This is a genomic window from Acidocella facilis ATCC 35904 (assembly GCF_000687875.1).
GTDB classification, from domain to species: Bacteria; Pseudomonadota; Alphaproteobacteria; order Acetobacterales; family Acetobacteraceae; genus Acidocella; species Acidocella facilis.
Genome location: NZ_JHYG01000001.1, coordinates 181,326 through 205,638, shown reverse-complemented (window position 1 = coordinate 205,638; position 24,313 = coordinate 181,326). Strand labels below are relative to the sequence as shown.

31 protein-coding genes and 1 tRNA gene are annotated in these 24,313 nt (G+C 65.3%); 19 read left to right on the top strand and 13 right to left on the bottom strand.

Annotation, left to right across the window (positions count from 1 at the left end):
- Positions 1-84: 84 nt before the first annotated feature.
- Both gmk and T331_RS0101065 read right to left on the bottom strand, forming a co-directional pair.
- Positions 85-672, bottom strand: coding sequence for a guanylate kinase (gene gmk / locus T331_RS0101070; protein ID WP_026438696.1), 588 nt, complete (start codon positions 670-672; stop codon positions 85-87).
- Complete coding sequence (locus T331_RS0101065; RefSeq protein ID WP_026438695.1) at positions 665-1,564, bottom strand: YicC/YloC family endoribonuclease; 900 nt, start codon at positions 1,562-1,564, stop codon at positions 665-667. The genes gmk and T331_RS0101065 overlap by 8 nt, the downstream gene beginning before the upstream one ends.
- Positions 1,565-1,602: 38 nt before the next feature.
- Between T331_RS0101065 and T331_RS0101060 the strand changes: the two genes are divergently transcribed.
- Together T331_RS0101060 and T331_RS19730 are read left to right on the top strand one after the other, a co-directional pair.
- On the top strand, positions 1,603-1,911 hold the full coding sequence (locus tag T331_RS0101060) for a hypothetical protein (protein WP_026438694.1): 309 nt from the start codon (positions 1,603-1,605) through the stop codon (positions 1,909-1,911).
- Between the two features lie 136 nt (positions 1,912-2,047).
- Entirely contained in the window at positions 2,048-2,224 is a 177-nt protein-coding gene (locus T331_RS19730; protein WP_155992554.1) for a hypothetical protein, read from the top strand.
- An 85-nt stretch (positions 2,225-2,309) separates the two neighbouring features.
- Here the strand turns inward: T331_RS19730 and T331_RS0101050 are convergent, their stop codons facing one another.
- The 5 genes from T331_RS0101050 to T331_RS0101030 form a co-directional block, all read right to left on the bottom strand.
- A complete protein-coding gene (locus T331_RS0101050; RefSeq protein WP_026438693.1) occupies positions 2,310-3,287 on the bottom strand; it encodes a KpsF/GutQ family sugar-phosphate isomerase in 978 nt (325 codons plus the stop codon).
- Complete coding sequence (gene kdsA, locus T331_RS0101045; RefSeq protein ID WP_008492968.1) at positions 3,284-4,117, bottom strand: 3-deoxy-8-phosphooctulonate synthase; 834 nt, start codon at positions 4,115-4,117, stop codon at positions 3,284-3,286. Before kdsA ends, T331_RS0101050 begins: the two co-directional genes overlap by 4 nt.
- Before the next feature lie 222 nt (positions 4,118-4,339).
- Positions 4,340-4,645, bottom strand: coding sequence for an ETC complex I subunit (locus T331_RS0101040; RefSeq protein WP_026438692.1), 306 nt, complete (start codon positions 4,643-4,645; stop codon positions 4,340-4,342).
- A 17-nt stretch (positions 4,646-4,662) separates the two neighbouring features.
- A tRNA-Pro gene (locus tag T331_RS0101035) sits at positions 4,663-4,739 on the bottom strand.
- Between the two features lie 15 nt (positions 4,740-4,754).
- Positions 4,755-5,240 carry a DUF192 domain-containing protein gene (locus tag T331_RS0101030; RefSeq protein ID WP_026438691.1) on the bottom strand — a complete coding sequence of 162 codons (486 nt, stop codon included), beginning with the start codon at positions 5,238-5,240 and terminating at the stop codon, positions 4,755-4,757.
- Positions 5,241-5,339: 99 nt separating this feature from the next.
- On the opposite strand from T331_RS0101030, the gene T331_RS0101025 reads away from it, so the two are divergent.
- Positions 5,340-6,710: a hypothetical protein gene (locus tag T331_RS0101025; protein WP_155992552.1), complete on the top strand. Its 1,371-nt coding sequence runs from the start codon at positions 5,340-5,342 to the stop codon at positions 6,708-6,710.
- Positions 6,711-6,714: 4 nt separating this feature from the next.
- Here T331_RS0101025 and T331_RS16900 read toward each other — a convergent pair whose 3' ends face one another.
- The gene (locus T331_RS16900; RefSeq protein WP_211248656.1) at positions 6,715-7,230 is read right to left on the bottom strand and encodes a hypothetical protein; all 516 of its coding nucleotides are present in this window, start codon (positions 7,228-7,230) and stop codon (positions 6,715-6,717) included.
- 129 nt (positions 7,231-7,359) lie between these two features.
- On the opposite strand from T331_RS16900, the gene T331_RS0101015 reads away from it, so the two are divergent.
- Entirely contained in the window at positions 7,360-7,983 is a 624-nt protein-coding gene (locus T331_RS0101015; protein WP_026438689.1) for a 2OG-Fe(II) oxygenase family protein, read from the top strand.
- Positions 7,976-8,629: a 2OG-Fe(II) oxygenase family protein gene (locus tag T331_RS0101010; protein ID WP_026438688.1), complete on the top strand. Its 654-nt coding sequence runs from the start codon at positions 7,976-7,978 to the stop codon at positions 8,627-8,629. The genes T331_RS0101015 and T331_RS0101010 overlap by 8 nt, the downstream gene beginning before the upstream one ends.
- A 259-nt stretch (positions 8,630-8,888) precedes the next feature.
- Here the strand turns inward: T331_RS0101010 and T331_RS0101000 are convergent, their stop codons facing one another.
- Positions 8,889-10,346, bottom strand: coding sequence for an amino acid permease (locus T331_RS0101000; protein ID WP_244876879.1), 1,458 nt, complete (start codon positions 10,344-10,346; stop codon positions 8,889-8,891).
- Between the two features lie 209 nt (positions 10,347-10,555).
- Positions 10,556-11,173, bottom strand: a complete 618-nt coding sequence (locus T331_RS0100995; protein WP_026438686.1) for a YjbE family putative metal transport protein — start codon at positions 11,171-11,173, stop codon at positions 10,556-10,558.
- A gap of 96 nt (positions 11,174-11,269) precedes the next feature.
- Here T331_RS0100995 and purB point away from each other — a divergent pair, with 96 nt between their 5' ends.
- The 8 genes from purB (at position 11,270) to T331_RS0100955 (ending at position 17,642) form a co-directional block, all read left to right on the top strand.
- The gene (gene purB / locus T331_RS0100990; protein ID WP_008492956.1) at positions 11,270-12,601 is read left to right on the top strand and encodes an adenylosuccinate lyase; all 1,332 of its coding nucleotides are present in this window, start codon (positions 11,270-11,272) and stop codon (positions 12,599-12,601) included.
- A gap of 84 nt (positions 12,602-12,685) precedes the next feature.
- Complete coding sequence (locus tag T331_RS0100985; protein ID WP_035178704.1) at positions 12,686-13,036, top strand: YXWGXW repeat-containing protein; 351 nt, start codon at positions 12,686-12,688, stop codon at positions 13,034-13,036.
- Positions 13,037-13,100: 64 nt separating this feature from the next.
- Entirely contained in the window at positions 13,101-13,409 is a 309-nt protein-coding gene (locus T331_RS0100980) for a hypothetical protein (protein WP_026438684.1), read from the top strand.
- A gap of 129 nt (positions 13,410-13,538) precedes the next feature.
- Positions 13,539-14,180, top strand: a complete 642-nt coding sequence (locus T331_RS18940) for an NUDIX domain-containing protein (protein ID WP_008492953.1) — start codon at positions 13,539-13,541, stop codon at positions 14,178-14,180.
- The gene (locus T331_RS0100970; protein WP_026438683.1) at positions 14,173-14,859 is read left to right on the top strand and encodes an NRDE family protein; all 687 of its coding nucleotides are present in this window, start codon (positions 14,173-14,175) and stop codon (positions 14,857-14,859) included. Before T331_RS18940 ends, T331_RS0100970 begins: the two co-directional genes overlap by 8 nt.
- An 80-nt stretch (positions 14,860-14,939) precedes the next feature.
- Complete coding sequence (locus T331_RS0100965) at positions 14,940-15,128, top strand: DUF3311 domain-containing protein (RefSeq protein WP_026438682.1); 189 nt, start codon at positions 14,940-14,942, stop codon at positions 15,126-15,128.
- On the top strand, positions 15,125-16,642 hold the full coding sequence (mctP, locus tag T331_RS0100960) for a monocarboxylate uptake permease MctP (protein WP_026438681.1): 1,518 nt from the start codon (positions 15,125-15,127) through the stop codon (positions 16,640-16,642). Before T331_RS0100965 ends, mctP begins: the two co-directional genes overlap by 4 nt.
- 148 nt (positions 16,643-16,790) lie before the next feature.
- Entirely contained in the window at positions 16,791-17,642 is an 852-nt protein-coding gene (locus T331_RS0100955; protein WP_244876867.1) for a MipA/OmpV family protein, read from the top strand.
- Positions 17,643-17,766: 124 nt separating this feature from the next.
- Here T331_RS0100955 and T331_RS0100950 read toward each other — a convergent pair whose 3' ends face one another.
- The 3 genes from T331_RS0100950 to T331_RS16890 all read right to left on the bottom strand — a co-directional run bounded on the left by T331_RS0100950 (position 17,767) and on the right by T331_RS16890 (position 20,249).
- Positions 17,767-18,207 carry a hypothetical protein gene (locus tag T331_RS0100950; protein WP_026438679.1) on the bottom strand — a complete coding sequence of 147 codons (441 nt, stop codon included), beginning with the start codon at positions 18,205-18,207 and terminating at the stop codon, positions 17,767-17,769.
- A 90-nt stretch (positions 18,208-18,297) separates the two neighbouring features.
- Positions 18,298-19,053, bottom strand: coding sequence for a gamma-glutamyl-gamma-aminobutyrate hydrolase family protein (locus T331_RS0100945; RefSeq protein ID WP_026438678.1), 756 nt, complete (start codon positions 19,051-19,053; stop codon positions 18,298-18,300).
- A 5-nt stretch (positions 19,054-19,058) separates the two neighbouring features.
- Positions 19,059-20,249: a multidrug effflux MFS transporter gene (locus T331_RS16890; protein ID WP_008492946.1), complete on the bottom strand. Its 1,191-nt coding sequence runs from the start codon at positions 20,247-20,249 to the stop codon at positions 19,059-19,061.
- Between the two features lie 132 nt (positions 20,250-20,381).
- On the opposite strand from T331_RS16890, the gene hisB reads away from it, so the two are divergent.
- The 6 genes from hisB (at position 20,382) to T331_RS0100910 (ending at position 24,303) form a co-directional block, all read left to right on the top strand.
- The gene (gene hisB / locus T331_RS0100935) at positions 20,382-20,972 is read left to right on the top strand and encodes an imidazoleglycerol-phosphate dehydratase HisB (RefSeq protein ID WP_008492945.1); all 591 of its coding nucleotides are present in this window, start codon (positions 20,382-20,384) and stop codon (positions 20,970-20,972) included.
- Positions 20,969-21,610: an imidazole glycerol phosphate synthase subunit HisH gene (hisH, locus tag T331_RS0100930; RefSeq protein WP_026438677.1), complete on the top strand. Its 642-nt coding sequence runs from the start codon at positions 20,969-20,971 to the stop codon at positions 21,608-21,610. Before hisB ends, hisH begins: the two co-directional genes overlap by 4 nt.
- A 178-nt stretch (positions 21,611-21,788) precedes the next feature.
- Complete coding sequence (locus T331_RS0100925; RefSeq protein ID WP_008492943.1) at positions 21,789-22,331, top strand: GNAT family N-acetyltransferase; 543 nt, start codon at positions 21,789-21,791, stop codon at positions 22,329-22,331.
- Complete coding sequence (gene hisA / locus T331_RS0100920) at positions 22,328-23,059, top strand: 1-(5-phosphoribosyl)-5-[(5-phosphoribosylamino)methylideneamino]imidazole-4-carboxamide isomerase (RefSeq protein ID WP_026438675.1); 732 nt, start codon at positions 22,328-22,330, stop codon at positions 23,057-23,059. The genes T331_RS0100925 and hisA overlap by 4 nt, the downstream gene beginning before the upstream one ends.
- Positions 23,053-23,820, top strand: a complete 768-nt coding sequence (hisF, locus tag T331_RS0100915) for an imidazole glycerol phosphate synthase subunit HisF (protein ID WP_026438674.1) — start codon at positions 23,053-23,055, stop codon at positions 23,818-23,820. The genes hisA and hisF overlap by 7 nt, the downstream gene beginning before the upstream one ends.
- Positions 23,821-23,850: 30 nt before the next feature.
- On the top strand, positions 23,851-24,303 hold the full coding sequence (locus T331_RS0100910; protein WP_026438673.1) for a phosphoribosyl-ATP diphosphatase: 453 nt from the start codon (positions 23,851-23,853) through the stop codon (positions 24,301-24,303).
- Positions 24,304-24,313: the final 10 nt, after the last annotated feature.

Genomic DNA, 24,313 nt, shown 5'->3' with positions numbered 1-24,313 from the left:
TTGATTTTACAGGCAAAAATTTTCCGCATTCTGCCTGTTTTATAGCATGCGCGCAGGGGCTTTACAAATCCGTGACCCCTGGCTTCAGCCCGGGGTCTGGCGCTTCGTCTGCAACCGGCTGGCGCGCAGAATCGCGCGGATATCAGCCAGCGCCACATCCAGATCGTGATTTTCGACGATATAGTCGAACTCCCCGGCATGGCTGATCTCGGCCTCGGCATGCTGCATGCGGTGCGCCACCTGCTCGGGCGTGTCGCCGCGCTTGACCAGCCGGTTATGCAAAACCTCCAGCGAGGGCGGTTTGATGAAGACGCCGACCACATCCTCCCCCAGCGAGGCGCGCAGCTGGCGGAAGCCCTGCCAATCGATGTCGAACATCACATCCCGGCCTTCGCGCAACGCCGCTTCCACCGGCTGGCGCGGCGTGCCGTAGGAGCGGCCGAACACCCGGGCATATTCCAGAAGCTCGCTCTGCTCCACCATTTCGTCAAAACGGTCCTGGGTGATGAAGAAATAATGCTTGCCTTCCTTCTCGCCGGGGCGGCGTTCGCGCGTCGTCACACTCACCGAGAGCGAGAGCTGGTCGTCAATCTCCAGCAACGCGCGCGAGAGCGTGGTCTTGCCGGCGCCGGACGGGGCGGCCAGCACCAGACAAAGCCCGCGCCTACTCAACGTTCTGCACCTGCTCGCGCAGCTGCTCGATGGCAGCCTTCAGCGCGAGGCCAAGATTGGTAAGCTCGGTGGACGCCGATTTGCTGCATAGCGTGTTCGCCTCGCGGTTGAATTCCTGCATCAGGAAATCGAGCTTGCGCCCCACCGCGCCGCCTTCGGCCAGCAGCGCGCGGGCGGAGGCAATATGCGCGGTCAGCCGGTCCAGCTCCTCGCGCACATCGGATTTGGTGGCCAGCAGCGCGATCTCCTGGGCCAGCCGCTCTTCCGGAAAACCAGTGGCATTGCCGAGCAGCTCCGCCAGCTGCGCGCTCAGCCGGGCGCGGTGCAGCGCCGGCTGCTGGGCGGCCAGGCTCAAAGCCTGAGCATGCAGCGTCTCGATCTCGGCCAGATTGGCACGCAAAATCTCGTCCAGCTTCGCGCCTTCATCGGCGCGGGCCCGCGCCAGCCCGGCCAGCGCATCGACAAAGGCTGTCTGCACGGCGGCAACCAAGGAAGCCCGCTGCGCCTCGCTCTCCTCCGGCGCGGTGGAGCGCATCACGCCCGGCAAGCCCAGCAGCAGTTCGGCGCGGGGCGGCAGGGCGCCGGGGATCGAATCCGCCAGCTCGATCGCCAGTTCCTTGATCCGCGCCAGCGCCGCCATATCCGGCTGCACCTCATTCGCGCTCTCGCGCTTCAGGCTCAGCGTGCCCGAGACATTGCCGCGCTTCAGCACCTTGCCCACCGCCTCGCGCAGCGGAAACTCCAACGCCTCCAGCCCCGGCGGCAGACGCAATTTCACGTCCAGCCCGCGCCCGTTCACGCTGCGCAGCTCCCAGGCGAAGCTCGCCGCCCCCTGCTCGCCCTGGGCGCGGGAAAAACCCGTCATCGAAACGATTTGCACTTGCTCTGTCATGGGCCCGGCTCTTAGCATTTGCGCGACCGACCCGCTACATGGAGCCCGCCTTGCCGGAATGGATGCGCGCAGCGCGCCGACTGGCCCCGGAGACGCTGGCGGCTTTGTTCGCCGCCTCCCGCCGGGTGGTCATCGAAACCCGCATCGCCGCGCTGCCAGCCCTGGCCACAAGCTGGCGCAACAAGGCGAATGGCGATCTTGTCGATACGGATACGCAATGGCATACTCACCATGCTGGCCGCAGCGGCGTGGTGGGGCGCTGGAGCCAGCAGCTTGACCCGCCGCAGGCGGCCCACATCGCCGCACGGCTGCCGGGCTATATGGAGCGGTTCGGCTATCGCGCCTGAGGCGGCCGTGAACATTCAAAGATGTTTACGCAGTTCTCTGAATCTTAACCTTTTCCACCATATTCAGATGCTAAATTTTCCCATATCGGGCACGTCCAACAGCGCCGAATGAGCGGCGCCGAAAAGGTAGACCAACATGAGCAGCCAGGCTCCTCAGACTGTTATATTGTGGGCGGTGCCGCGCTTTCGCCGGCCCGAGCCGGCCCATCCCCGCGCGCCCCTCGCCCCGCAAGGCTTCGCCGCCCCCGCCCCGCGCGAGGCCGCCCCGGCGATGGCGCCGCGCCCCGAGCAGGATTTCGATAAAGCGTCCTGAGGCACCATGCCGGGTCCATGCCGCTTTTTTGCGACAAGCGATATTTGGGCGGCGGAACCGAAGCCGCCCAAAACCGTTTATAACCTCAGACCACGCCGGCGCGCAGCAGATCGTGAATATGCAGCAGCCCGACGGGCTTGGTCTCTTCCACCACGAACATGCAGGTGATCTGCGTATCGCTCATCCGGGCCAAAGCCTGCGCGGCCATCGCGTCCGGGGTGATGGTCTGCGGCGGATGCCGGCGCCCCATCGCCTCACGCGCCGGCATATCCTTGAACCCGGCCTGAAAGGCCCGGCGCAGATCGCCATCCGTCAGCACGCCGATCAGCGCGCCGGCCTCATCCACCACCCCGGCAATGCCGAAGCGCTTCGAGGTCATCTCCACAATCCCGGCCGAGAGCATGGTATCCTGCCCGATGATCGGCATTTCCGCGCCTTTATGCATGAGCTGGCTCACGCTGATCAGCTGGGCGCCAAGCTTGCCGCCAGGATGGAAACGGCGGAAATCCGTCGCGGTGAAGCCACGCCGCTCCAGCAGCAGTACCGCCAGAATGTCACCGGCCACCAGGGTCATGGTGGTGGAGGTCGTTGGCGCCACGCCGTTCGGGCAGGCTTCCTCGGCGGCGGGCAGAAACAGCCCGATATCGGCCGCCCGCCCCAAGGCGCTCTCCGGCCGGGCGGTGATGGCGATCAATTTATGGCCGAAGCGCTTGGCGTAATTGATGATATTCGCCAGCTCCGGGGCCTCGCCGGACCAGGACAGCGCCAGCACCACATCATTGGGCGCGACCATGCCGAGATCGCCATGGCTGGCCTCGGCCGGATGCACGAAATGGCTATGGGTGCCGGTGCTGGCCAATGTGGCCGCGATCTTCTTGCCGATATGGCCGGATTTGCCCATGCCGGTGACGATGACGGAGCCGCCGCTCTGCTCGATGGCTTCCACCGCCGCCAGAAACGCATCGCCCAGCGCGCCCTCCAGAGCCGCGCGCAGCGCCGCCAGCCCCTCCATCTCGGTATCGAGCGTGCGCAGCATCCGCGCCCGCGCGGAGATCTCGCTCACGCCTTGGCCACCGCGTCGAACGCCATCAGCCGCGCCACCAGCGCCTCGAAATCCTTCAGCGCGATCATGTTCGGCCCGTCGGAGGGGGCGTTATCCGGGTCCGGATGGGTCTCAATGAACAAACCGGCCACCCCCACCGCCACGGCGGCGCGGGCCAGCACCGGCACGAATTCGCGCTGCCCGCCGGAGGAGCCGCCCTGCCCGCCCGGCTGCTGCACGGAATGGGTGGCATCGAAAATCACCGGCGCGCCGTAGCCGGCCATCACCGGCAGGCCGCGGAAATCCGAGACCAGGGTGTTATAGCCGAAGCTGGTGCCGCGCTCGGTCAGCATCACCTTGGGGTTGCCGGATTCGGTGAGCTTTTCCACGACATTCTTCATGTCCCAGGGGGCGAGGAACTGGCCCTTCTTCACATTCACCACCGCGCCGGTTTCGGCGGCGGCGATCAGCAGATCGGTCTGGCGGCAGAGGAAGGCGGGGATCTGCAGAATATCGACGATTTGCGCCACCGGGGCGCATTGCTCGCGCTCATGCACATCGGTGAGCAGCGGCAGGCCGAGCTTGGCCTTGATGTCGGCGAAAATCTGCAGCGCCGCATCCAGCCCGACACCGCGCTTGCCCTTCAGCGAGGTACGGTTGGCTTTGTCGAAGGAGGATTTGAACACGAGGCCGATGCCAAGGCGTGCAGCGATCTCTTTGAGGGCGCTGGCGCATTCGAAGGCATGGGCGGCGCTTTCGATCTGGCAAGGCCCGGCGATCAGCGCCATCGGCAGGTTATTGCCAAAGCGCACCCCGCCAATATTGAGGATAGGCTCCGGCAGATTGGCCATGTCGTTCATGAATCCTGAATAAAGTGATAAAAGTTTTTTGGTGCCGCTTTTTTACAAAAAAGCGGCAAAACCGCCCGGGCGTATACTACGCCGCCGTCACTACCCCAAACGTTCGTGGGGACTTTTTGAAAAAAGTCCCACCCCTCCGGCGGCTTTCCACCACCGCTGCGCGGTGCCGGAACCTTGGCCGCCTACGCCCCCAAAAACCAAGAGGGTTGGTTTTTAGTGGGTCCAGTTTTCCTTGCGGTCGGCGCGGAAATTATCGGCATAGGATTTCGGCTTATGCACGCGCGCCGGCGGGATCTCGACATCATAGGGGATGCCCTGCGCCTCGGCATAGGCGATGGCGGCTTCCTTGGTCTCGAAGCTCAGGCGGATCTGCTGGCGCATATCGTCGGAGCCGGTCCAGCCCATCAGCGGGTCGCGGATCTTGGCTTTCTCCGGCTCATATTGCAGCACCCAACGATGGGTGCGCGCCAGACCGGACTGCATGGCCGATTTGGGAGGAAGAAAGATACGAGCCCGCATGCAACATCACTCCTGACTGGTCGGGGCGCCCGGATTCGAACCGGGGGCCTCTTGTACCCAAAACAAGCGCGCTACCAGGCTGCGCCACGCCCCGAACTGCCCCGGGGACTTAGCTCCCCGGGAAGGGCTTGGCAATCACCTGGTCGCCGACATTGATATCATCCTTCGCCGTCAGCCCGCCTTGCAGCTCCAGCACGGCCTTCACCGGCGCCGGCGGGGCGATGGGCTTCAGCGAATAAGGCACGGTCATCTCGGCGATGGAGACGATTTTCCCGTCGGCGCCGATGAACACCATGTCCTCCGGCACCGGGCAGTTCTTCATCCACATGGCCGTGCTCTGCGGCTGCGGCCAGATGAACAGCATGCCGCTATCGGCGGGGATGTCCGTGCGGAACATCTCGCCCGTATCCTGCTGCTGCTGGGTCTTGGGGATTTCGACGGTGAAGTTGAAAACCTTGCCGGCGGCGGTTTTGATCTGCAGAGGCTGGGTCGGCAGCTTGGGCTGCGGGCCGGTCGGATCGTCAGTGGCCGGCTGCGCCAGGGCCATGGACCCGGCCAAAAGCGAGGCAGCCAGAGAATAGGCGAAAAGCTTCATGTCACTCCTCCGTGCGCTGCCCTATGTGCCGAAGCCCCGCGCCCAAGGCAAGCACCCGCCCGATGGACAGGTGCCAAGCCCGCATGCGACAAATTCCGGGTGAGACGCACCTGGCCAGTCGCCTGTTTTCTGCTCCTGGCCGTGCTGCTGCGGCTGCCGGTGCTGCATCGTTCGGTGCTGGACTGGGATGAGAGCCTGTATGTGCTGATGGCGCAGGACTGGCTGGCCGGCCACCTGCCCTACACCCAGATATGGGACAACAAGCCACCGGGCATTTATGCGATTTTCGCGGTCTTTCAGGCGATCATCCCCGGCATCGCGGCCATCCGCATCGCCAGCGCGCTCTGCCTGGGGCTGGAGGGCTGGGCGGTGCGGGGCATCGTGATGGCGCTGGGCGGGCGGGCCTGGGCCGGTTGGGTTGCGGGCGGGATCGCGCTGCTGGCCGGGCTCTCCAATGACGGGCTGTCCGCCAATACCGAACCCTTCATGGCCTGCTGTATCGCGCTGGGGGTGCTGTGCGTGCTGCGCGGCGGCCCGGCCTGGCTGGCGGGGCTTGGACTTGGGGCCGGGGTGATGGTGAAATATGTCTGCGCGCCGGAGGCGCTGCTGGTGCTGGCACTGCTCTGGCGGCTGCGCGGGGCGCGGGCGGCGCTGGCAGGCCTGCTCGGCGCGGCGCTGCCCGCGCTGGCCGCCGCCTTACTGTATCTCGCCGCCGGACGGTTCGGGCTGCTCTGGGACGACGCGATCCTCGCCAATTTTCGCCGCGCCGGGGTGCCGTTGTCCTGGGCGCAGGCGCGCTTCGCGGCGGCACAGCAGGCGGAGCGCTGGGGGATGCTCTATCTCGCCGCCCTGGCCGGATTGCTCCCCGCACAAGGCCGCCCGCCGCGCTGGTTCCTGCCGCTCTGGCTGTTGGCGGCCCTGCTCGGCGCGCTGAGCGCCAAGAGTTTCTACGACCATTATTTCCTGGAGTTGCTGCCGCCGCTCTGCGTGGCGGCGGGGCTGGCGCTGGCGCGGCTGCCTTGGCGCATGGCGCGCGGGCTCGCTGCCTTGGCGATCGCCGCCCAGCTTGGCCTCGCCGCCTGGCACGCGTTCGCCCCCTTCACCGGGCCTGACATCGTGCGCGCCGCCGCCCGGCTGATCCGCGCCGCCGCGCCGCGCAGCCTGTATGTCTTCGATTCGCAGCCCATTCTCTACGCGCTGACCGGGCTGACGCCGCCGACGCGCTTCGTGCTGCCCTCCGAGCTGACCGGCCGGACCCTGCCGGGCGTCGCCCGGGTCAACCCGGCGCAGGAAGTGGCGCGGATTTTGGCGCAGCGCCCGCAGATCATCGCCACCCATAGCTGGCCGCCCGACCCGGCCACAACAAATCCGGATGTCTATGCGGAACTGCACGCCGCCCTGGCCGCGCATTACCGGCTCTGGGCGCATGTCCCGGGCATAAACCTGTTCCTGCTGCACCCCAGCCCCTGAGCATCTACCCCTTCAATAAATCCGACAATTTCGCGCAGGCGGCCTCGGCCTGCAAAGCCGCCTCGCGCACCGCCGGTTCTTCGAAAAACGCCAGCCCGCGCAGCGCGATCATCCCAGCCGCCAGCCCCTTGGTCTCGATCAGCCGCGCCACCTCCTGCATGCCGCGCGCAACCTCGCTGGAGCGCAGCGGCGCGCCGAGAAATTCCAGCCCGGCCTTGCTGCCCACCGCCCAGCAGCGCCGCGCCCGGCGCTGCGCCCCGCCGGCCACCTGCAGCACCATCTCCTCCGGCAGATTGACCACGGTACCGAGATCCACCAGCGCGCCGGTATCGGATTCATCCAGCACCAGACAATCATAGACACCCTGCGCATAGCCTTCCCCGACCAGCAGCTTGGCGCTTTTGATCACGCCGAATCGCGGCGCCACGCGGCGTTCCGCCAGCAGCGCCTTGCTGAAGGCGGCGCTATCGAACGGGCTGGGGGATTTGCCGGAAAACATCTGGGAAGGCCTGTGGTCCAATCTTCGCTTCAGCCAGGATGCGGGGAAAAGCTTAATAAAGGCCAAATGCCGTCGGCAAGGCTTGATCCAGGTCAATGAGCTAGGCGCGCAACGCGCCTAGCTCCGGCCCATCCCCAGACTGGATCTCCCATGCCGATTCTCGATCTCGACCGGTTCGCCCAGACCAAGCTGACCACCGCCCCGTTCAAGCATATGGTGGTGAGCGATTTCATCGCCGCTGATCAGAAACAGGCGGTGCTGCGGGATTTCCCCGCCATCGACCATGCCGGGCTGCTGCCGGTGGAAGCCACCCGCCCCGGCCCCAGCTTCACCGCCTTGATCGACGAGCTGACCGGGCCGGCGCTGACCCTGGCCGTCTCGCGCAAATTCGGCATCGACCTCACGGACCGCCCGACCATGGTGACCATTCGCGGCCGCGCCCAGGAGAAGGACGGGCGCATCCATACCGACAGCGAGACCAAGCTGATCACCGCTTTGCTCTATTTCAACGAGGAGTGGCAATCCCAGGGCGGGCGGCTGCGGCTGCTGCGCACGGCGGATGATCTCAACGACATCATCACCGAGGTGCCGCCCAGCCTGGGCACGCTGGTCGCCTTCCAGCGCAGCGATAACTCCTTTCACGGGCACGAACCCTTCGTCGGGGTGCGGCGCTATGTGATGATCAACTGGATGGCCAGCGGCTTCTCCGCGCAGCGCGAGCTGATGCGCCACCGCCTCTCCGCCCAGGCCAAGCGCCTGCTCAATTATGCTTGAGCTGCCGGTTACCAGCGCCCTCCTCGCCAGCCTGGGCGCGGCCCGGGCGCGGGGCGCGCCCTATCCGCACTGGCTGCTCAGCCATGTGCTGCCCGAGGCGTTGCCTGAGGAAATCTGCGCCCTGCCGCTCGCCCCGCCCGCCATTGGCGACACGCAGGGGCGGCGCGAGACGCATAATTCCACCCGGCTATTTTTCGGCACCGCGGCACGGGCGGACTATCCGGCCTGCGCCGCCCTCGCCCGCGCCTTTCAAAGCCAGGAGGTCACTGACCGGCTGCAGGCCCTGACCGGCGCCAGGCTGCGCGGCAGTTTTCTGCGCATCGAATATTGCCAGGACCGCGATGGGTTCTGGCTGGAGCCGCATACCGATATCGGGGCGAAATTCTTCACGCTGCTGATCTATCTGAATGATCCGCCGGCGGGGGAGAATTGGGGGACGGATATCTATACAAGCCCGGAAGCCTGCCTCGGCCCGGCGCCGTCCGGGCGCAATCGCGGGCTGATCTTCGTGCCGGGGACGGATACGTGGCACGGGTTTGAGACGCGCCGCATCACCGGGGTAAGGCGCACGCTGATCGTGAATTACGTGACGCCCGAATGGCGGGCGCGGCATGAGCTGGCCTACCCGGAGGCACCGATAGGGTAAGAGACTGTTTGAAAAGCCACTCTGGCGGCCGCCAAGCGGCGATTTGCTGTGCTCCGGTGCTCGCAAATCACCACTTGGCGACTCACCATAGCGACTTTTGAAACAGCCTCTAAAAGTTTTTGGTGCAGCTTTTTTCAAAAAGCTGCGAAAAACGCCGGGGCGGATGCAACGCCGCCATCACCCCCCAGATCTTCCCCAAAAATCTCAGCCAGCCCCCGCCATCACTGGCAGGGGCCTGGATCGTCTTGGCCGGGAAGGCTCAGTCCTTTACGTCGGTATCGCCGAGCAATTCGGTCAGCAGCGCCGAGGGCGCGGTGGGGCTGAACAGCGCGGATTTCTTCAGCACGAACCAGCCCACCGCCAGGCAGATGATCACCAGCGGGATCAGCGCCACGGTGAAGGTGCCGTCCGGATAATCGAAGCCCATCAGCACCAGCACCGCCAGCAGGAAGGCGAGTGTCGCCCAGGAGGTCACCGGCGCGCCCGGCATGCGGAACTCCACCTTCGGTACGCTGCCCTTGGCCTGGGCATGGCGCAGTTTCATCTGGCAGATGATGATGAAGGCCCAGGTGCTGAGAATGCCCAGCGAGGCGACATTCAGCACGATCTCGAACACCTGACTCGGCACCAGATAATTCAGGATCACCCCGAAGAAATAGATCACCAGCGTGACCACGATGCCGCCATAGGGCACTTTCGAGCGGTTCATCTTGCCGACGAAATCCGGCGCCGAGCCGCCCATGGAGAGCGCGCGCAGCACCCGCCCGGTGGAATAGAGCCCGGAATTCAGCGAGGAGAGTGCCGCCGTCAGCACCACCAGATTCATGATGGTGCCGATGCCGGGCACGCCGAGCGAGCCGAAGAAGGTGACGAACGGGCTGGTGCCGGCCTTGTAGCTGCTCCAAGGCATCAGCAGCACCAGCAGCGCCACGGAGCCGACATAGAAAATACCGATCCGGTACATCACCGCGTTGATCGCCTTCGGCAGAATGCGCTTCACATCCTGCGCCTCGCCCGCCGCGGTGCCGACCAGCTCGATGCCCGCATAAGCGAAGACCACACCCTGCATCAGCACCACCGCCGGCAGCAGCCCGTGCGGGAAGATGCCGCCATGATCGGCGATCAGATGCAGCCCGGTCGCCTGCCCGGCGACAGGATGGCCGATGAGCAGGAATACCACGCCGATGATCAGGAACAGCACCAGCGCCCCGACCTTGATCAGCGAGAACCAGAATTCCATCTCGCCGAACCAGCCCACCGCCATCAGATTCATCGCCCCGATGATCGCCATGGCGATGAAGGCGAACAGCCATTGCGGCACGCCATCGAACATATGCCAATATTTCATATAAAGAGCGGCGGCGGTGGTATCGACGATGCCGGTCATCGCCCAGTTCAGATAATACATCCAGCCGGCGATGAAGGAGCCGCGCTCGCCGAGGAATTCCCGCGCATAGGAGACGAAGCTGCCGGAGGTGGGACGGTGCATCACCAGCTCGCCCAAAGCGCGCATGATGAAGAAGCAGAAAATCCCGCAAACCGCGTAAACCAGCGCCAGAGACGGGCCGGCCTGCTGCAGCCGTCCACCAGCGCCCAGGAACAGCCCGGTGCCGATGGCGCCGCCAATGGCGATCATCTGCACCTGCCTTGGTTTCAGCCCCTTGTGGTAGCCTTCCTCATGGGAGTCCAGCCAGGCGCGCTTCTGCGCGGCATTCATGTCCTCGACCTTCATGGTTTCGGTGGGTTCAGTCCCCATGCGCTGTCCTTTTCAAATATTTTTGCTTCAAAGCGGAGCGCCACGGCGCCGGCGGCGGGGCCGTGGCTTATGTCAGAAAGCTGAACCGACCCGCTTCATTCTGCAAAGAGAATTTTAAGCATTGCGGCTCTTACGGTTAACGCGTCGATGAACTCTGCGTCACGCGCGGCTCAGTGCAGCACATGTGCCAGATGTGGCGCCAGATGCGGCGCCACCTGGTGCCAGCCGTCCCAGATCATCTCCAGGGCGACATAGGCGACGATGGCGATGCCGACCCAGGCCACCCAGGGGAAGCGCCGCATGATCCTGGCGACGAAGCTGGCTGCCACCCCCATCAGCGCTACCGAGACCACGAGCCCGATGGCCAGCAGCCAGGGATGGTCATGCGCCGCCCCGGCCACGGCCAGTACATTATCCAGGCTCATCGAGAGATCGGCGATGACGATCTTCCAGATCGCGGCGCGCAGGCTGGCAGGCGCGGCACCGCCTGGTCCCTCTGGCGCCTGCCGGTGCGCGTAAAGCTCGCGCGCGGATTTCCACACCACCCAGAGCAGCAGCAACCCGCCGGCCAAAGTGAGGCCGATCACCGCCAGCAGCTTCAGCGCCAGCAGCGCGAAGATGATTCGGATGATGGTGGCGCCGCCAATCCCGGCCAGAATCGCCACCCGCCTTTGCTCCGGTGCCAGCCGCGCCACGGCGATGCCGATGACGATGGCATTATCCCCGGCCAGAACCAGATCGATCAGCAGGATCTGCACCAGGATGGCGGCAAGGCTGAGTATATCCATGCGCGGGAGGTGTCTCAGTCCGGCATGTCTTGTCAATGCGGACGCAACTGATTAGGCGAGGCGCAGATTTCCCCCGTTTCGCCGCAGGAGTGCCCGATGATCCCCCGCTATACCCGCCCCGAGGCCGCCGCCATCTGGACCCAGGAAAACAAGTACCGGATCTGGTTCGCGATCGAGGCTTATGCCTGCGAGGCGATGGCACAGGTGGGGGCGATCCCGGCCGAGGCGGCGAAGGTGATCCGCGAGAAGGGCGATGTGGCGATGGCCGCCTTCACCGAGGCAGATACCCAGGAGATCGACGAGATCGAGGCCGTCACCCGCCATGACGTGATCGCCTTCCTGACCTGGCTGGCCAAGCGCGTCGGCGAGGAAAGCCGCTTCGTGCATCAGGGCCTCACCTCCTCGGACGTGCTGGATACCTGCCTCGCCGTGCAGCTGACCCAGGCCGCCGACCTGCTGCTGGCGGATCTGGACAAGGTGCTGGCAGCGCTGGAGAAGCGCGCCAAGGAGCATAAATACACGCTCACCATCGGCCGCAGCCACGGCATCCATGCCGAGCCGACCAGCTTTGGCCTGAAACTCGCCGGGCATTATGCCGAATTCGCCCGCAACAAGCAGCGTCTGATCGCGGCGCGCGCCGAGATCGCCACCTGCGCCATTTCCGGCGCGGTCGGCACCTTCGCGCATGTGGATCCGCGCGTGGAAGAGTACGTTGCCGAGAAGCTGGGGCTGGCCTCCGAGCCGGTTTCCACCCAGGTGATCCCGCGTGACCGCCATGCGGCGTTTTTCGCCACGCTGGGCGTCATCGCCTCCTCGGTGGAGCGTCTGGCGACCGAGGTGCGGCATCTGCAGCGCTCCGAAGTGCGCGAGGCGGAGGAATTCTTTCATGCCGGGCAGAAGGGCAGCTCGGCGATGCCGCATAAGCGCAACCCGGTGCTTTCGGAGAATCTCTGCGGCCTGGCCCGGCTGGTGCGCGCCGCGGTGGTCCCGGCGATGGAAAATGTGGCGCTGTGGCATGAGCGCGATATCTCGCACTCCTCGGTGGAGCGCGGCATCGGCCCGGATGCGACCGTGACCCTGGATTTCGCCCTGGTGCGCCTGGCCGGGATGATGGACAAGCTGACCATCTACCCCGAGCAGATGGCCGCCAATGTCGAGAGCCTGGGCGGGGTGGTGCATTCCGGCGAGGTGCTGCTGGTGCTGACCAAGGCCGGCTTCTCCCGCGAGGATTCCTACAAAATCATCCAGCGCAACGCGATGGCGACCTGGACCAGGCTGGGCCAGGCGGATGCCAAGAGCTTCCGCGAGAACCTGCTGGCGGATGAAGAGGTGGCGGCCCGGGTGCCGGTGGAGGCGATCGACAAGGCGATGAGTGCCGAGATGCACCACGCCCATGTGGATACCATCTTCAAGCGCGTGTTCGGCTGAAACCCGCCATAACGCTGCCATGATTCGGGTATGATGTTGGGCCGCGAAAATAAGGACGCGGCTCAAGTAACAAGGAAACCGAATATGATCAGTCCACGCATCACTGCCCGCCTGACCCTGGCCGCCGGCGCCCTGTCGCTGGGGGCGCTGGCATTGGCGGGCTGCACGGTTGAGGCGCAGCCGGCGCGGCCTGTGGTGGTGGCGCCGGGCCCGGTCGAGCCTGCCCCGCCGCCGCCGCCGCAGGCTGAAACCGTGCCGCCGCCGCCCTCCGCCGCCTATGTCTGGCAGCCGGGCCACTGGCATTGGAATGGGGTGCGCTATGTCTGGGTGCGTGGCCATTATGTGGTGCGTCAGGCCGGCTGGCAGCATTGGGTGCATGGGCGTTGGGCGCTGCGCGGCGGCGCCTGGGTGTGGGTGCCGGCGCATTGGAGCTGAGGCTCAACGCAGCCTTGCCGAAACAGGACTGGCGCGGGCGGGCTGAGTGCGGTTTAGGAGGCGCATGCGCCTGACCCTGCTCGCCCTTCTCGCCGCCGCCTTCATCGCTTTGGCTCTCGGGCTGGGCTTTGCCGGGATCGCGCCGATGGCGATGGATGGCAGCCCGTTCCGCACTTTGGCCGGCTCCTCGCTGCTCGGCCGGGGGACGCTGATGGCGATTCTGTTCGGGGGCAGCTTCGCGCTGCTGCCGCTGGGGCTGATCCTGGCCGGTATCCTCGGCATGGCGCGCAATGCGCCGCCGCGCCCGCCCCGCGCCAAGCGCAGCCTGCGCCGCGCCAAGCAGGCCGAAGCCGAGCAGCTGCAGACGGTTTGACGGGCTGCGCCGGGCGTTCGGGTATCAAGCTTTTTGCTTGCGCCCCTAACTTTGTTTGGCGAGCAATTTCATTGGCTTAAATCGAGTATAGAGATTCGATTTAAACCAATATTGCTCTAAACTCCCGGCATGGATGAGCTTTTTCTGGACCATATGCTGGCCGATCCGCGCCTGCAGGCCGACATCATGGCGCGCTGCGCCGCCGGCCAATTCCCCGATGAACCCAGCGCCATCGCCAATGATCTGGGGCTTTTGCGCCTGCCGGACGGGTCTGATGTGCGGGTCTGGCTGGTGCATGCCGCCGATGCGGTGCTGCTGGATGATTTAGGCCAGACGCTGCTTATCACGAGGCTGCATAACCCCGGACGTGGCAAACAGGCGCTGCCGGGCGGGCTGTTGGATGCGGCGCCGGGCGGGGTGGAGCGCTCCGAAATCGCAGCGCTACGAGAGGCGCGCGAGGAGACCGGGATCAGCGCCGCGCTGCTGGCGCGCGCGCTTGTGACGCAGCTGGGGGCACGCCGGCATATACGCCCGTTCGATATTCGCCGCGCCTGGAACAACCTGCCCGGCACGCCGGTGCGCAAGAATGAGCTGTTCACTGTCTCCAGCCTCGCCTTTCGGGTGAAATTGCCGGGAGATTTGCGGGATATTCCCTTCAAGGCCGGGGACGACGCCACGGCGGTGAGCATTCTACCGGCCGCCGAGGTGAAGCCCGAAAATCTGGCGGTGCCGGACCATCTGGAGATGATCCGGGATGCGCTGAATGTGTAGCATCATCCTGCACCGGGACGCGACGGGCATTTTCATTGCCGCCAACCGGGATGAGATGAAAAACCGGCCCTGGGACGCGCCGGCGGAATATTGGTCGGGCATTTGCGGCGGGCGGGACCGGCTGGGCGGCGGCAGCTGGGCGGCGCTGAACCGGGCCGGGGTGTTCGCCGCCCTGCTCAACCGGCACGGCACGCTGGGGCCGGCCCCGGGCAAGCGCAGCCGGGGGGAATTGCCGCTGCTGGCGCTGGCGCATGACAGCGCGGATAAGGCCGCCGCTGCATTGGCCGGGCAGGATGCCGGGGCCTATCGCAGCTTCAATCTGGTGATCGCCGATGCCAGCGCGGCCTATCTGCTGCGCGGGCTGGGGGATGGGCTGATCGACGCGCAGGCGCTCACCGCGCGCGTCACCATGATCACCTCCGGCGAGCCGAATGAGCGCGCACTGCCGCGCATCGCCCGGCATTTGCCGCGTTTCGAGGCGCAGCCTCGTGAAAACTGGAAAACCCTGCTGGCGGATGCCAGCGGCACGCGCGAAGAGCAGCTGAATATTCCCGCCCCCGCCGATGGCTTCGGCACGGTCTGCGCGCTGCTGGTGGATTTGCCGAAAACCAGCCCTGCGACACAATGTTTCGCCCCCGGCCCGCCGGACAGGACCGGCTTCAGCCGCCTCGATTGGTAGGCCCTCCAAAAAAGCGCCGCGAAATCTTGCAAAATCTTTCCCGCCGGATCATTGGCATAAACAACGTTCTGGGGGGTCTAATGATCAGATTATTGTTTTTCGTGATCATCTTTGTGATCGCGCTTTGGGTGCCGCTTTATAACAAGGTCGACCCGACGCTGTTCGGCTTTCCGTTCTTCTATTGGTTCCAGATGCTGGTGGTGATCGCCGCCTCGGTGATGATCTGGATCGTCTATAAGGTTGAAGACAAGGAAGGCGCCGACAAATGAATCATATCGTCGCGATCACGGTGTTCGTGGTCCTCATCGTCGCCGTCATCATCATGGGCTTCTTGGCCGGGCGCTGGAAGGGCGGCAATCTCGACCATATCGAGGAATGGGGCCTGGGCGGGCGGCGCTTCGGCACGCTGATTTCCTGGTTCCTGATCGGGGGCGATGCCTATACCGCCTATACCTTCATCGCCATTCCGGCCTTGATCTACGGGGCCGGGGCGCTGGGCTTCTTCGCCGTGCCTTATACGGTGGTGTGCTACCCGATTCTTTATATGGTGTTCCCCAAGCTCTGGAAGGTGGCGCATAAATACGGCTACATCACTGGGCCGGAATTCGTGCGCGGACGCTATGGCAATCGCTGGCTGGCGCTGGCCGTGGGCGTGACCGGCATTGCCGCCACCATGCCGTATATCGCGCTGCAGCTGGTCGGCATGCAGGTGATCATCGGCGCGCTTGGCATTCCAGGCCACCTGCCGCTGATCGCCGCCTTCGTGGTGCTGGCCGCCTTCACCTGGACCTCGGGCCTTCGCGCCCCTGCGATGATCTCCATCGTCAAGGATCTGCTGATCTATCTGACCGTGATCGTCGCCATCATCGCGATTCCGATGTCGCTCGGCGGGTTCGGCAATATCTTCGCCAAGGTGAATCCGGCGAAGCTGATCCTGGCCGCCCCGCCGGCGCACAGCCTGGGCAGCTATGGCGGCTATGCGACGCTGGCTCTGGGCTCGGCGATGGCGCTGTTCCTGTATCCGCACACCACCACCGGCATTCTCTCCTCCGCCGGGCCGCGTGTGCTGCGCCGCAATGCCGCTTTGCTGCCGGCCTACACCATCCTGCTGAGCCTGCTGGCGATGCTGGGCTTCATGGCGGTGGCCACCGGTGTGGACAAGATGCCGCAATTCGCTGCCGGCTTTGCCCATTTCAAGGCGAGCTTCGCGGTGCCGGCCTTGTTCATGTATGAGTTCCCGGACTGGTTCGTCGGTGTGGGCTTCGCGGCCATCGCCATCGGCGCGCTGGTGCCCGCCGCGATCATGGCGATCGCTTCGGCCAATATCTTCACCCGCGACATCTACGAGCCCTTCATCAGCCGCTCCAAAGGCAGTGCGGAGACGCTGGTGGCGAAGATCTTCGCGATGGTGATGGTGGTCGGCGCGTTGTTCTTCATCGTCGCCATCCCCACCCAGTTCGCGGTGCAGTTGCAGCTGCTCGGCGGCATGTGGGTGATCCAGACCTTCCCAGCCATCGTCTTCTCGGTGTTCACCCGATTCTTCAATGGCTGGGCGCTGCTGATTGGCTGGGCGGTGGGCATCGTCACCGCCACCTGGCTGGTGGCGCATAATAATTTCGGCGGCGTCTGGGCGTTCCATGTCGCGGGCTACACCTTGCCCGCCTACATCGCCTTCGCCACCGTGATTCTGAATGCGCTCATCGCTTATGTGCTCAGCTTCCCGCTGAACGCCATGGCGAATGACCGGCATAAGGACGAGACCGACGCGGCGGATTACGCCTGAGCACGGGACGGCAGGGCGGCACGCGCCGCCTTGCCGTCATTTCATCAAACCGCAGGGCAAAAATGGCCATAATTGCCGCCTGCCCTGCTGCGCTGACGCGGCAAGTTCGCCATACTGCCTCATCAAACAACGACGGGATGGGGTTTTGATGGCGTGGCGTGAGATGATCTGCGGTGTTGGCGCGATGGGCACATTTAGCCTTGCTGGACTGCACCCGGCCGCCGCGCAGAGCGCGTCCGCCATGGCCGAATGGCAATATTCCTCCGGGGTTCAGCTGCAACGGCTGTTCGAGCCAAAAATCCCGACCTGGGAGGTCGAGGTGGGGGCCGGTGCCCAGTTCGGGCCGGCGGCCGATGGGCTGCGCCGCTACACCGTGCAGGGCGGCCCGGCGATCGATATCCGTTATAAGGACATCGCCTTCCTCTCCACCGGCGAGGGGCTGGGTGTGAATCTGTTCAGCTTCCGGCATATTTCGGTGGGCACGGCGCTGACCTATGATCTTGGCCGCTCGCCGCATGTGGATGGGCGGGATTTGAACGGGCTGGGCACCATCCATATGGCCCCCGAAGTGAAGCTGTTCGCCACCACCGTGCTCTCCAAGAGCTTTCCGCTGACGCTGCGGGTGGATGTGCGCAAGCAGCTGGGCGCCTCCTTCGGCTATGTCGGGGATATCGGCGCCTATATGCCGATGCCGGGCAGCTCGCGGAAATTCGCCTGGTTCATGGGGCCGAGCGTGACGCTGGCGGATACGCGCTACATGACCACCTATTTCGGTGTCAGCCACACCCAGGCGGCGAGCACGCGCTATCATTTCTTCAAGGCGCATGGCGGGGTTGAACAGGCCGGGATCGGCATTTCGGCGACTTATTTCGTGACGCCGCATGTGCTGGTGGATCTGAGCGGCGGCTATCAGCGGCTGATGGGCGACGCCGCGGACAGCCCGATCACGCAGACGCCGAATGACGAGAGCGTCTCGCTGGCGGTGATGTATAAGTTCTAAAAGTTTTTGGTGCAGCTTTTTTCAAAAAGCTGCGAAAAACGTTCGGGGTGGTGGCGATGATGCGCCAGCACCCCAGGCGTTTGTGGGGACTTTTTGTAAAAAGTCCCCACGCCTCCAAAAACTTTTAGAAAATCTTGTTGATGATATCTTCGCCGATGCCAAAGCCCGCGCCCATTTCCAGGGCGCGGCCGAAGCCGGAATTCAGGAAGCCGCCAAGAATGCCGCCGCTCTGCTGCGGCTGCGCATAGCCCTGCGGGGGATAGCCCTGTTGCGGATAACCTTGCTGCGGGTAGCCCTGTTGCGGGTAGGCTGGCTGGCCATAGCCCTGCTGCGCCTGGTTGGCGACATAGCCGTGCAGCGCCTGCAGCAGATTGGCGACCTGATTCTGCTCCGCCTGGATGGCCAGCGCGATGCTCTTCAGGTCCAGGAACCATTCACGGGCATTCTGGTTGCCCGCATTGGCGGCATTTTGCAGCTTGCCCGCCAAATTCTGCAGCTCCATCACGGTCTGGCGCGCTTGGTTCTGCAACTGGTCGTATTGGTTGTCGATGGTTTGGATGTCCATGTGACCCTCCTTGATACCGCCGATGATATAATCCGATTGAGGCGGCTTTATAGCCGCCTCCGGCCCGGATGGCCCTCTTGTTGCACTAAATTACGCGGCAAGCCGGGCTGAGCGCTGCGCCGCATAGGCCTGGCAGGCGGCGCCGAAGGCCTGGAACAAAGCCAGACGGTCGGGGAAATGCGTCACCTCCCATTCCGGATGCCATTGCACCGCCAGGGCGAAGGCTTTCGCCCCCTCCACCCGCACCGCCTCGATGGTGCCATCGGGCGCCGTGGCTTCCACCACCAGCCCGGGGGCGAGCTGGTCGATCGCCTGGCCGTGCAGGGAGTTCACCTGGATGGAGGTGGCGCCGGAAATCCGCGCCAGCTCGCCGGAGAGCGCGACCTCGTGCTGCAGGCGGAAGCGGAATTCGTTATCGCCCTCGCCGGAGCGGTGGTCGGCGCGGCCGGGCACCTTGTGCACCTCCTGGAACAGCGTGCCGCCGAGGGCGACATTCAGCTCCTGCATGCCGCGGCAGATGCCCAGGATGGGGATGCCACGCTCGATCGCGGCGCGGATCAGCGGCAGGGTGGTGGCGTCGCGCTCGGGGTCGTGCGCGTCCGGCGTGGCGTCGTAATCAGCGCCGTAGCGCGTCGGCATCACATTGGAGGGGGAGCCGTTGAACATGATTCCGTCCACCCGGTCCAGGAGCGGCAGCATCGCCTCGCCCTCGGGCGGGATCAGCACCGGGATGGCGCCGGCGCCGTCCAGCAGCGCCTGGCCGTAGCGCGCCGGGGTGGCGTGCTGGATATAGCCGTTGATCAGTTTCGTGCAGGCCGGGATGCCGACCAGAATCGATGTTTGCATATCAATCACTCCGCTGCACCGAAACTTAAACGCGGCCGCTTGGTGGCGGCAAGCGCGGCGATTGCAGCGCAGCCGAGCATCACCAGCGCCATCGGCCGGGCGGTGCCGTCCGCCAGCACACCCACCCCCAGCCCCGCCACCGCGCCGCCGGCATATTGCAGCGTGCCGAGCAAGGCCGCGGCCGAGCCGGCATGGTTCTGGTGCCGGGTGAGCGCGCCGACCATGCAGCAGGGCAGCAGCAGGCCAAACGCCCCCTCGGTGAGCAGCAGCCCGCCGGCCAAGGGCAGCCCGCCAAAGGGCAGCATCGAAAGCAGCACCAGCAGTAGCGTGCAGACGAGCTGCCAGATGGTCATCACCGTGATCACCGGGGCAATGCCGAATCGGGCCGCCAGGATCGGGTTGAGCTGGCTATAGCCGATATAAGCCAGGGAATTGACCCCGAAGAGCAGCGCGTATCCGGTGCTCGACCAGTGGAAGCTTTCCTCAAAGATCTGCGGGGTGCCGCTGAGATAAGCGAACAGACAGGCGGCGACGCAGGCATTGATGATCGCATGGGTAAGAAAGCCGCGCTCGCGGAAGATCTCGACATAGCGCACCAGCACCGCGCCGACGCCAAGGCGCGAGCGGCGGGCCGGCGGCAGCGTATCCGGGATCAGCCACCAGGCGCAAAGCAGCGCGACGACGCCGTAGGCGGTGCAGAGCCCGAAGATGAAACGCCAGCTGGCGAACATGACACAGACGGCGCCGATCATCGGCGCGCAGATCGGCGCCAGCCCCATCGCCAGCATCAGCTTGGAGAGCATCTTCGCCGCCGCCGGACCATCCGCCAGGTCACGCACCATGGCGCGCGGGATCACCAGCCCGGCGGAGGCGCCAAGGGCGGTGAGGAAGCGGAAGACCACCAGCGAGGGAGTGTTCCAGGCAATGACACAGCCGGCCGAGGCCAGAATGAACAGCACCAGCCCGCCCAGAAGCGGCCCGCGCCGTCCCAGGCGATCCGAGAGCGCGCCCTGCGTCATCTGGCCGACGGCCAGCCCCAGGAAATAGGCGGCCAGGGAATATTGCGGCGCCGCCTGGTCGTGCATGTCATGCGCCAGCTGCGGGAAGGCGGGCAGATACATGTCGGTGGAGACCGGGCCGATGGCGATGATCGCGCCCAGCAGGAACGGTAATTTTGGGGTGACGGCGCGGTTCATGGCCGATCCTGAGTAGAGAGATTACCGGCCCGGGAAAAGCGGCGGGACAGCATTGCTGTAATGTTTGCGCCGGGGCGTGCCATGCAATGATTCTGCCTTTTTCCGGCCACCGAACCGGTGTAGGTCAACACCATGTCACGCATCAATTCTCTGAGCCGCAAGACCAACGAAACCGACATCGTCGTCACCGTCAATCTGGACGGCACCGGCAAGGCGGATGTCGATACCGGGGTTGGGTTTTTCGACCATATGCTGGAATCCTTCGCCCGGCACGGGCTGATCGATATTTCCGTCATCGCCAAGGGCGATGTGCATATCGATTCGCACCATACGGTCGAGGATGTCGGCATCGTGCTGGGCCAGGCCATCGCCAACGCGCTGAGCGACAAGCGCGGCATCCAGCGCTTCGGCCAGGCCGCGGTGCCGATGGATGAGGCGCTGGTGGAGGCGGTGATCGACCTCTCCGGCCGCGCCTTCGTCGCCTGGAATGTGAATTTCGAGCGGCCGATGCTGGGCGAGATGGACACCCAGCTGGTGGAGGAATTCTTCCGCGCCTTTGCCGGGAACGGGTTTTTCAACCTGCATGTACGCCAGCTGGCCGGGCATAATGCCCATCACGTGGCCGAGGCATGCTTCAAGGCGGTGGCCCGGGCGCTGCGCGCCGCGATCGCGCCGGAGCCGCGCATCGCCGGGCAGATCCCCTCGACCAAAGGCGCGCTGTGAGCCAGCGCGTCGCCGTTATCGATTATCAGAGCGGCAATCTGGCCTCGGCGGCGCGCGGGCTGGCCCTGGCGGCGACGCGGCAGGGGTTGGAGGTTGAGGTGTTCATCACCGCCGACCCGGATGAGCTGCGCCGGGCTGATCGGATCGTGCTGCCCGGCCAGGGCGCCTTTGCGGATTGCGCCAAGGGGCTGGAGAGCATCTCCGGGCTGAAGGCGGCGCTGGAGGAGCGGGTGGCGCAGGGCGCGCCGTTCCTGGGCATCTGCGTCGGCATGCAGCTGATGGCGCAGCGCGGGCTGGAATATGGCACCACGCCGGGCTTTGGCTGGGTGCGGGGCGAGATCGCCAGGATGCAGGTGGGGGCTGAGCGCCTGCCGCATATGGGCTGGAACGAGCTGCGCTTCGAGCCCGGATCGCATAAGCTGCTGGACGGGCTGAAGCCGGGCGACCATGCCTATTTCGTGCATTCCTACGCGCTGTCCGGCGGACGCCCGGATGAGATCCTGGCCACCACCGATTATGCCGGGGACGTGGTGGCGATGGTGGCCAGCGGCAACCGCGCCGGCACCCAGTTCCATGCCGAGAAAAGCCAGGAAGTCGGCCTGACCATCCTCGGCAATTTCCTCACCTGGACCCCGTAACCAAGAAACGCCCCCGGCGTTAAGTCGCAAAAGTTTTTGGAGGGCGAAGGCGCCCAAGGTTCCGGCTTTGCGAAGCAAAGTTGGAAAGGCGCCGCAGGGGTGGGGGCTTTTTTCAAAAAGCCCCCTTGTTGCCCCAGCCCCTCTTGATAACCCCGCCCGAACGCGCCAAGAGGCAGGCGTGAGTACGACCCTGCCCGCCCCCACCAGCATCACGGCCGAGCGGATCGAGGCCTTCACCGACGAGGCCGACATCCATGCCCTGGCGGAAGCCGCCACCGCCGCGGTGCTCGATGGCGGCGGCTTTGGCTGGGTGAAACCGCCCACCGCCGCCTCGGTGGTGCAATATTATCGCGGCGTGCCTTTGGTGCCGGAGCGCGAGCTGATCGTCGGGCGGATGGATGGTGTCATCTACGGTGCGGCGCAGTTGCAGAAACCCTCCCGCAATAACGAGGCACAGAGCTTCGCGGTGCAGCTGATGCATCTCTTCGTCGCCCCTTATGCGCGCGGCCACGGGCTGGCGCGGATGATTTTGCGCAAGGCCGAGGAGCGGGCACGCGCGCTCGGCTTTCACGTGATCAATCTGGATGTCCGGGCCAGCCAGACCAGCGCCATCGCGCTTTATGAGGCCGAGGGCTATCAGCTTTGGGGCACGCATCCGGTTTATGCGCGGGTCAAGGGCCAGATCATCCAGGGGCATTATTTCTACAAGGCGCTGAAATGACACTCACCCTCTATCCCGCCATCGACCTCAAGGACGGCAATTGCGTCCGGCTTCAGCGCGGCGAGATGGATCAGGCGACGGTGTTCGGGACCGATCCGGGGGCGCAGGCGGCGGCCTGGCAGGCGGCCGGGTTCGGCTGGGTGCATGTGGTGGACCTCAACGGCGCCTTCGCCGGCAAAACGGAAAACCGGGAAGCGGTGGAAAGCATTCTGCAATCCGTGTCCGTGCCGGTGCAACTGGGCGGGGGCTTGCGGGACATGGCCGGGATCGCGGCGTGGCTGGAGGCCGGCATCAGCCGCGTCATTCTCGGCTCGGCGGCGGCGAAGAACCCGGCTTTGGTGCGCGAGGCGGCGAAGGCCTTTCCGGGCCGGGTGGCGGTTGGGATCGACGCCAAGGGCGGCATGGTGGCGACCGAAGGCTGGGCCGAGACCTCCGACCTGCCGGCGACCGAGCTGGCGCAGCGCTTCGAGGATGCCGGCATCGCTGCCATCATCTATACTGACATCGCCCGCGACGGGATGAAGACCGGGCTGAACCTGGAGGAGACCATCGCGCTGGCCAAGGCGGTGAGCGTGCCGGTGATCGCCTCTGGCGGGGTGGCCTCGGTGGCCGATATCATCGCGTTGAAGGCCGCCGCCGCACAGCAGCCCAATCTGAACGGGTCCATTCTGGGCCGCGCCCTCTATGATGGCAGCCTGAGCCCGAAGGAGGCGCTGGCCGCATGCTGAAGCTGCGCGTGATCCCCTGCCTGGACGTGAAGGACGGAAGGGTGGTGAAGGGGGTGAATTTCGTCTCGCTGCGCGATGCCGGGGATCCGGTTGAGCAGGCAGCACTTTACGACAAGGCCGGCGCGGATGAGCTGACCTTTCTGGACATCACCGCCAGCTCCGATAACCGCGACACCATTCTGGATGTGGTGCATCGCACCGCCGAGAAGGTGTTTCTGCCGCTGACCGTGGGCGGGGGCATCCGCCAGGTGGCCGATATGCGCCGGCTGCTGCTGGCCGGGGCGGATAAATGCTCGGTCAATTCCGCCGCCATCTCCCGCCCCGAGCTGATCAACGAGGCGGCGGAGAAGTTCGGCAGCCAATGCGTGGTGGTGGCGATCGATGCGCGCCAGAGTGCTCCCGGCAAATGGGAGGTCTATTCCCATGGCGGGCGCAAAGCGACGGGGATCGACGTGCTGGACTGGGCCCGGCAGATGCAAGCCCGTGGCGCCGGTGAAATTTTATTGACATCGATGGACCGCGACGGCACCGGCAAGGGCTTCGACCAGGAGCTGCTGAAAGCGGTATGCGGCGCGGTGAGGTTGCCGGTGGTGGCCTCCGGCGGCGTGGGCGAATTGCGGCATTTCGTCGAGGGCGCACAGGCCGGGGCCACCGGGTTGCTGGCCGCCAGCGTCTTCCATTTCGGCCAGTTCACCGTGGCGCAGGTGAAAGAGGCGCTGGGGGCTGCCGGCTTGCCGGTGCGCCTGCCACGGGCAATATAGCGCTCGATCCCTAGGAGTCGCGTGCGAGTCATGGCCAAAAAGACCGAAAAAGCCCCCGTTGCCCCCGCCAAGAAGAAGGCCGCACCGAAGCGCAAGGTGAGCGCCGTGCCGCCCCCTGCCCTGGCCGGCGCCGATGCGCGGGTGCTGGACCGGCTCTGGGGCACGGTGCTGAGCCGCGCCGATGCCAGCCCGAATGAAAGCCATTCCGCCCGCCTGCTTTCGCGCGGCACCGCCAAGGTGGCGCAGAAATTCGGCGAGGAAGCGGTGGAATGCGTGATCGAGGCGGTGGCGGGCAACCGCACCGCGCTGATCGGCGAGAGTGCCGATGTGCTCTATCATCTGATGGTGCTGTGGGTGGATGCGGGGCTGCGCCCGGAAGAGGTCTGGACCGAGCTGATGCGGCGCGAGGGCATGAGCGGCATCGCCGAGAAGGCCGCGCGCAAGCAGGCGCTACCTGGCTTTCCCACCAAGAAGATCCCGTAAGGAGGCCGGC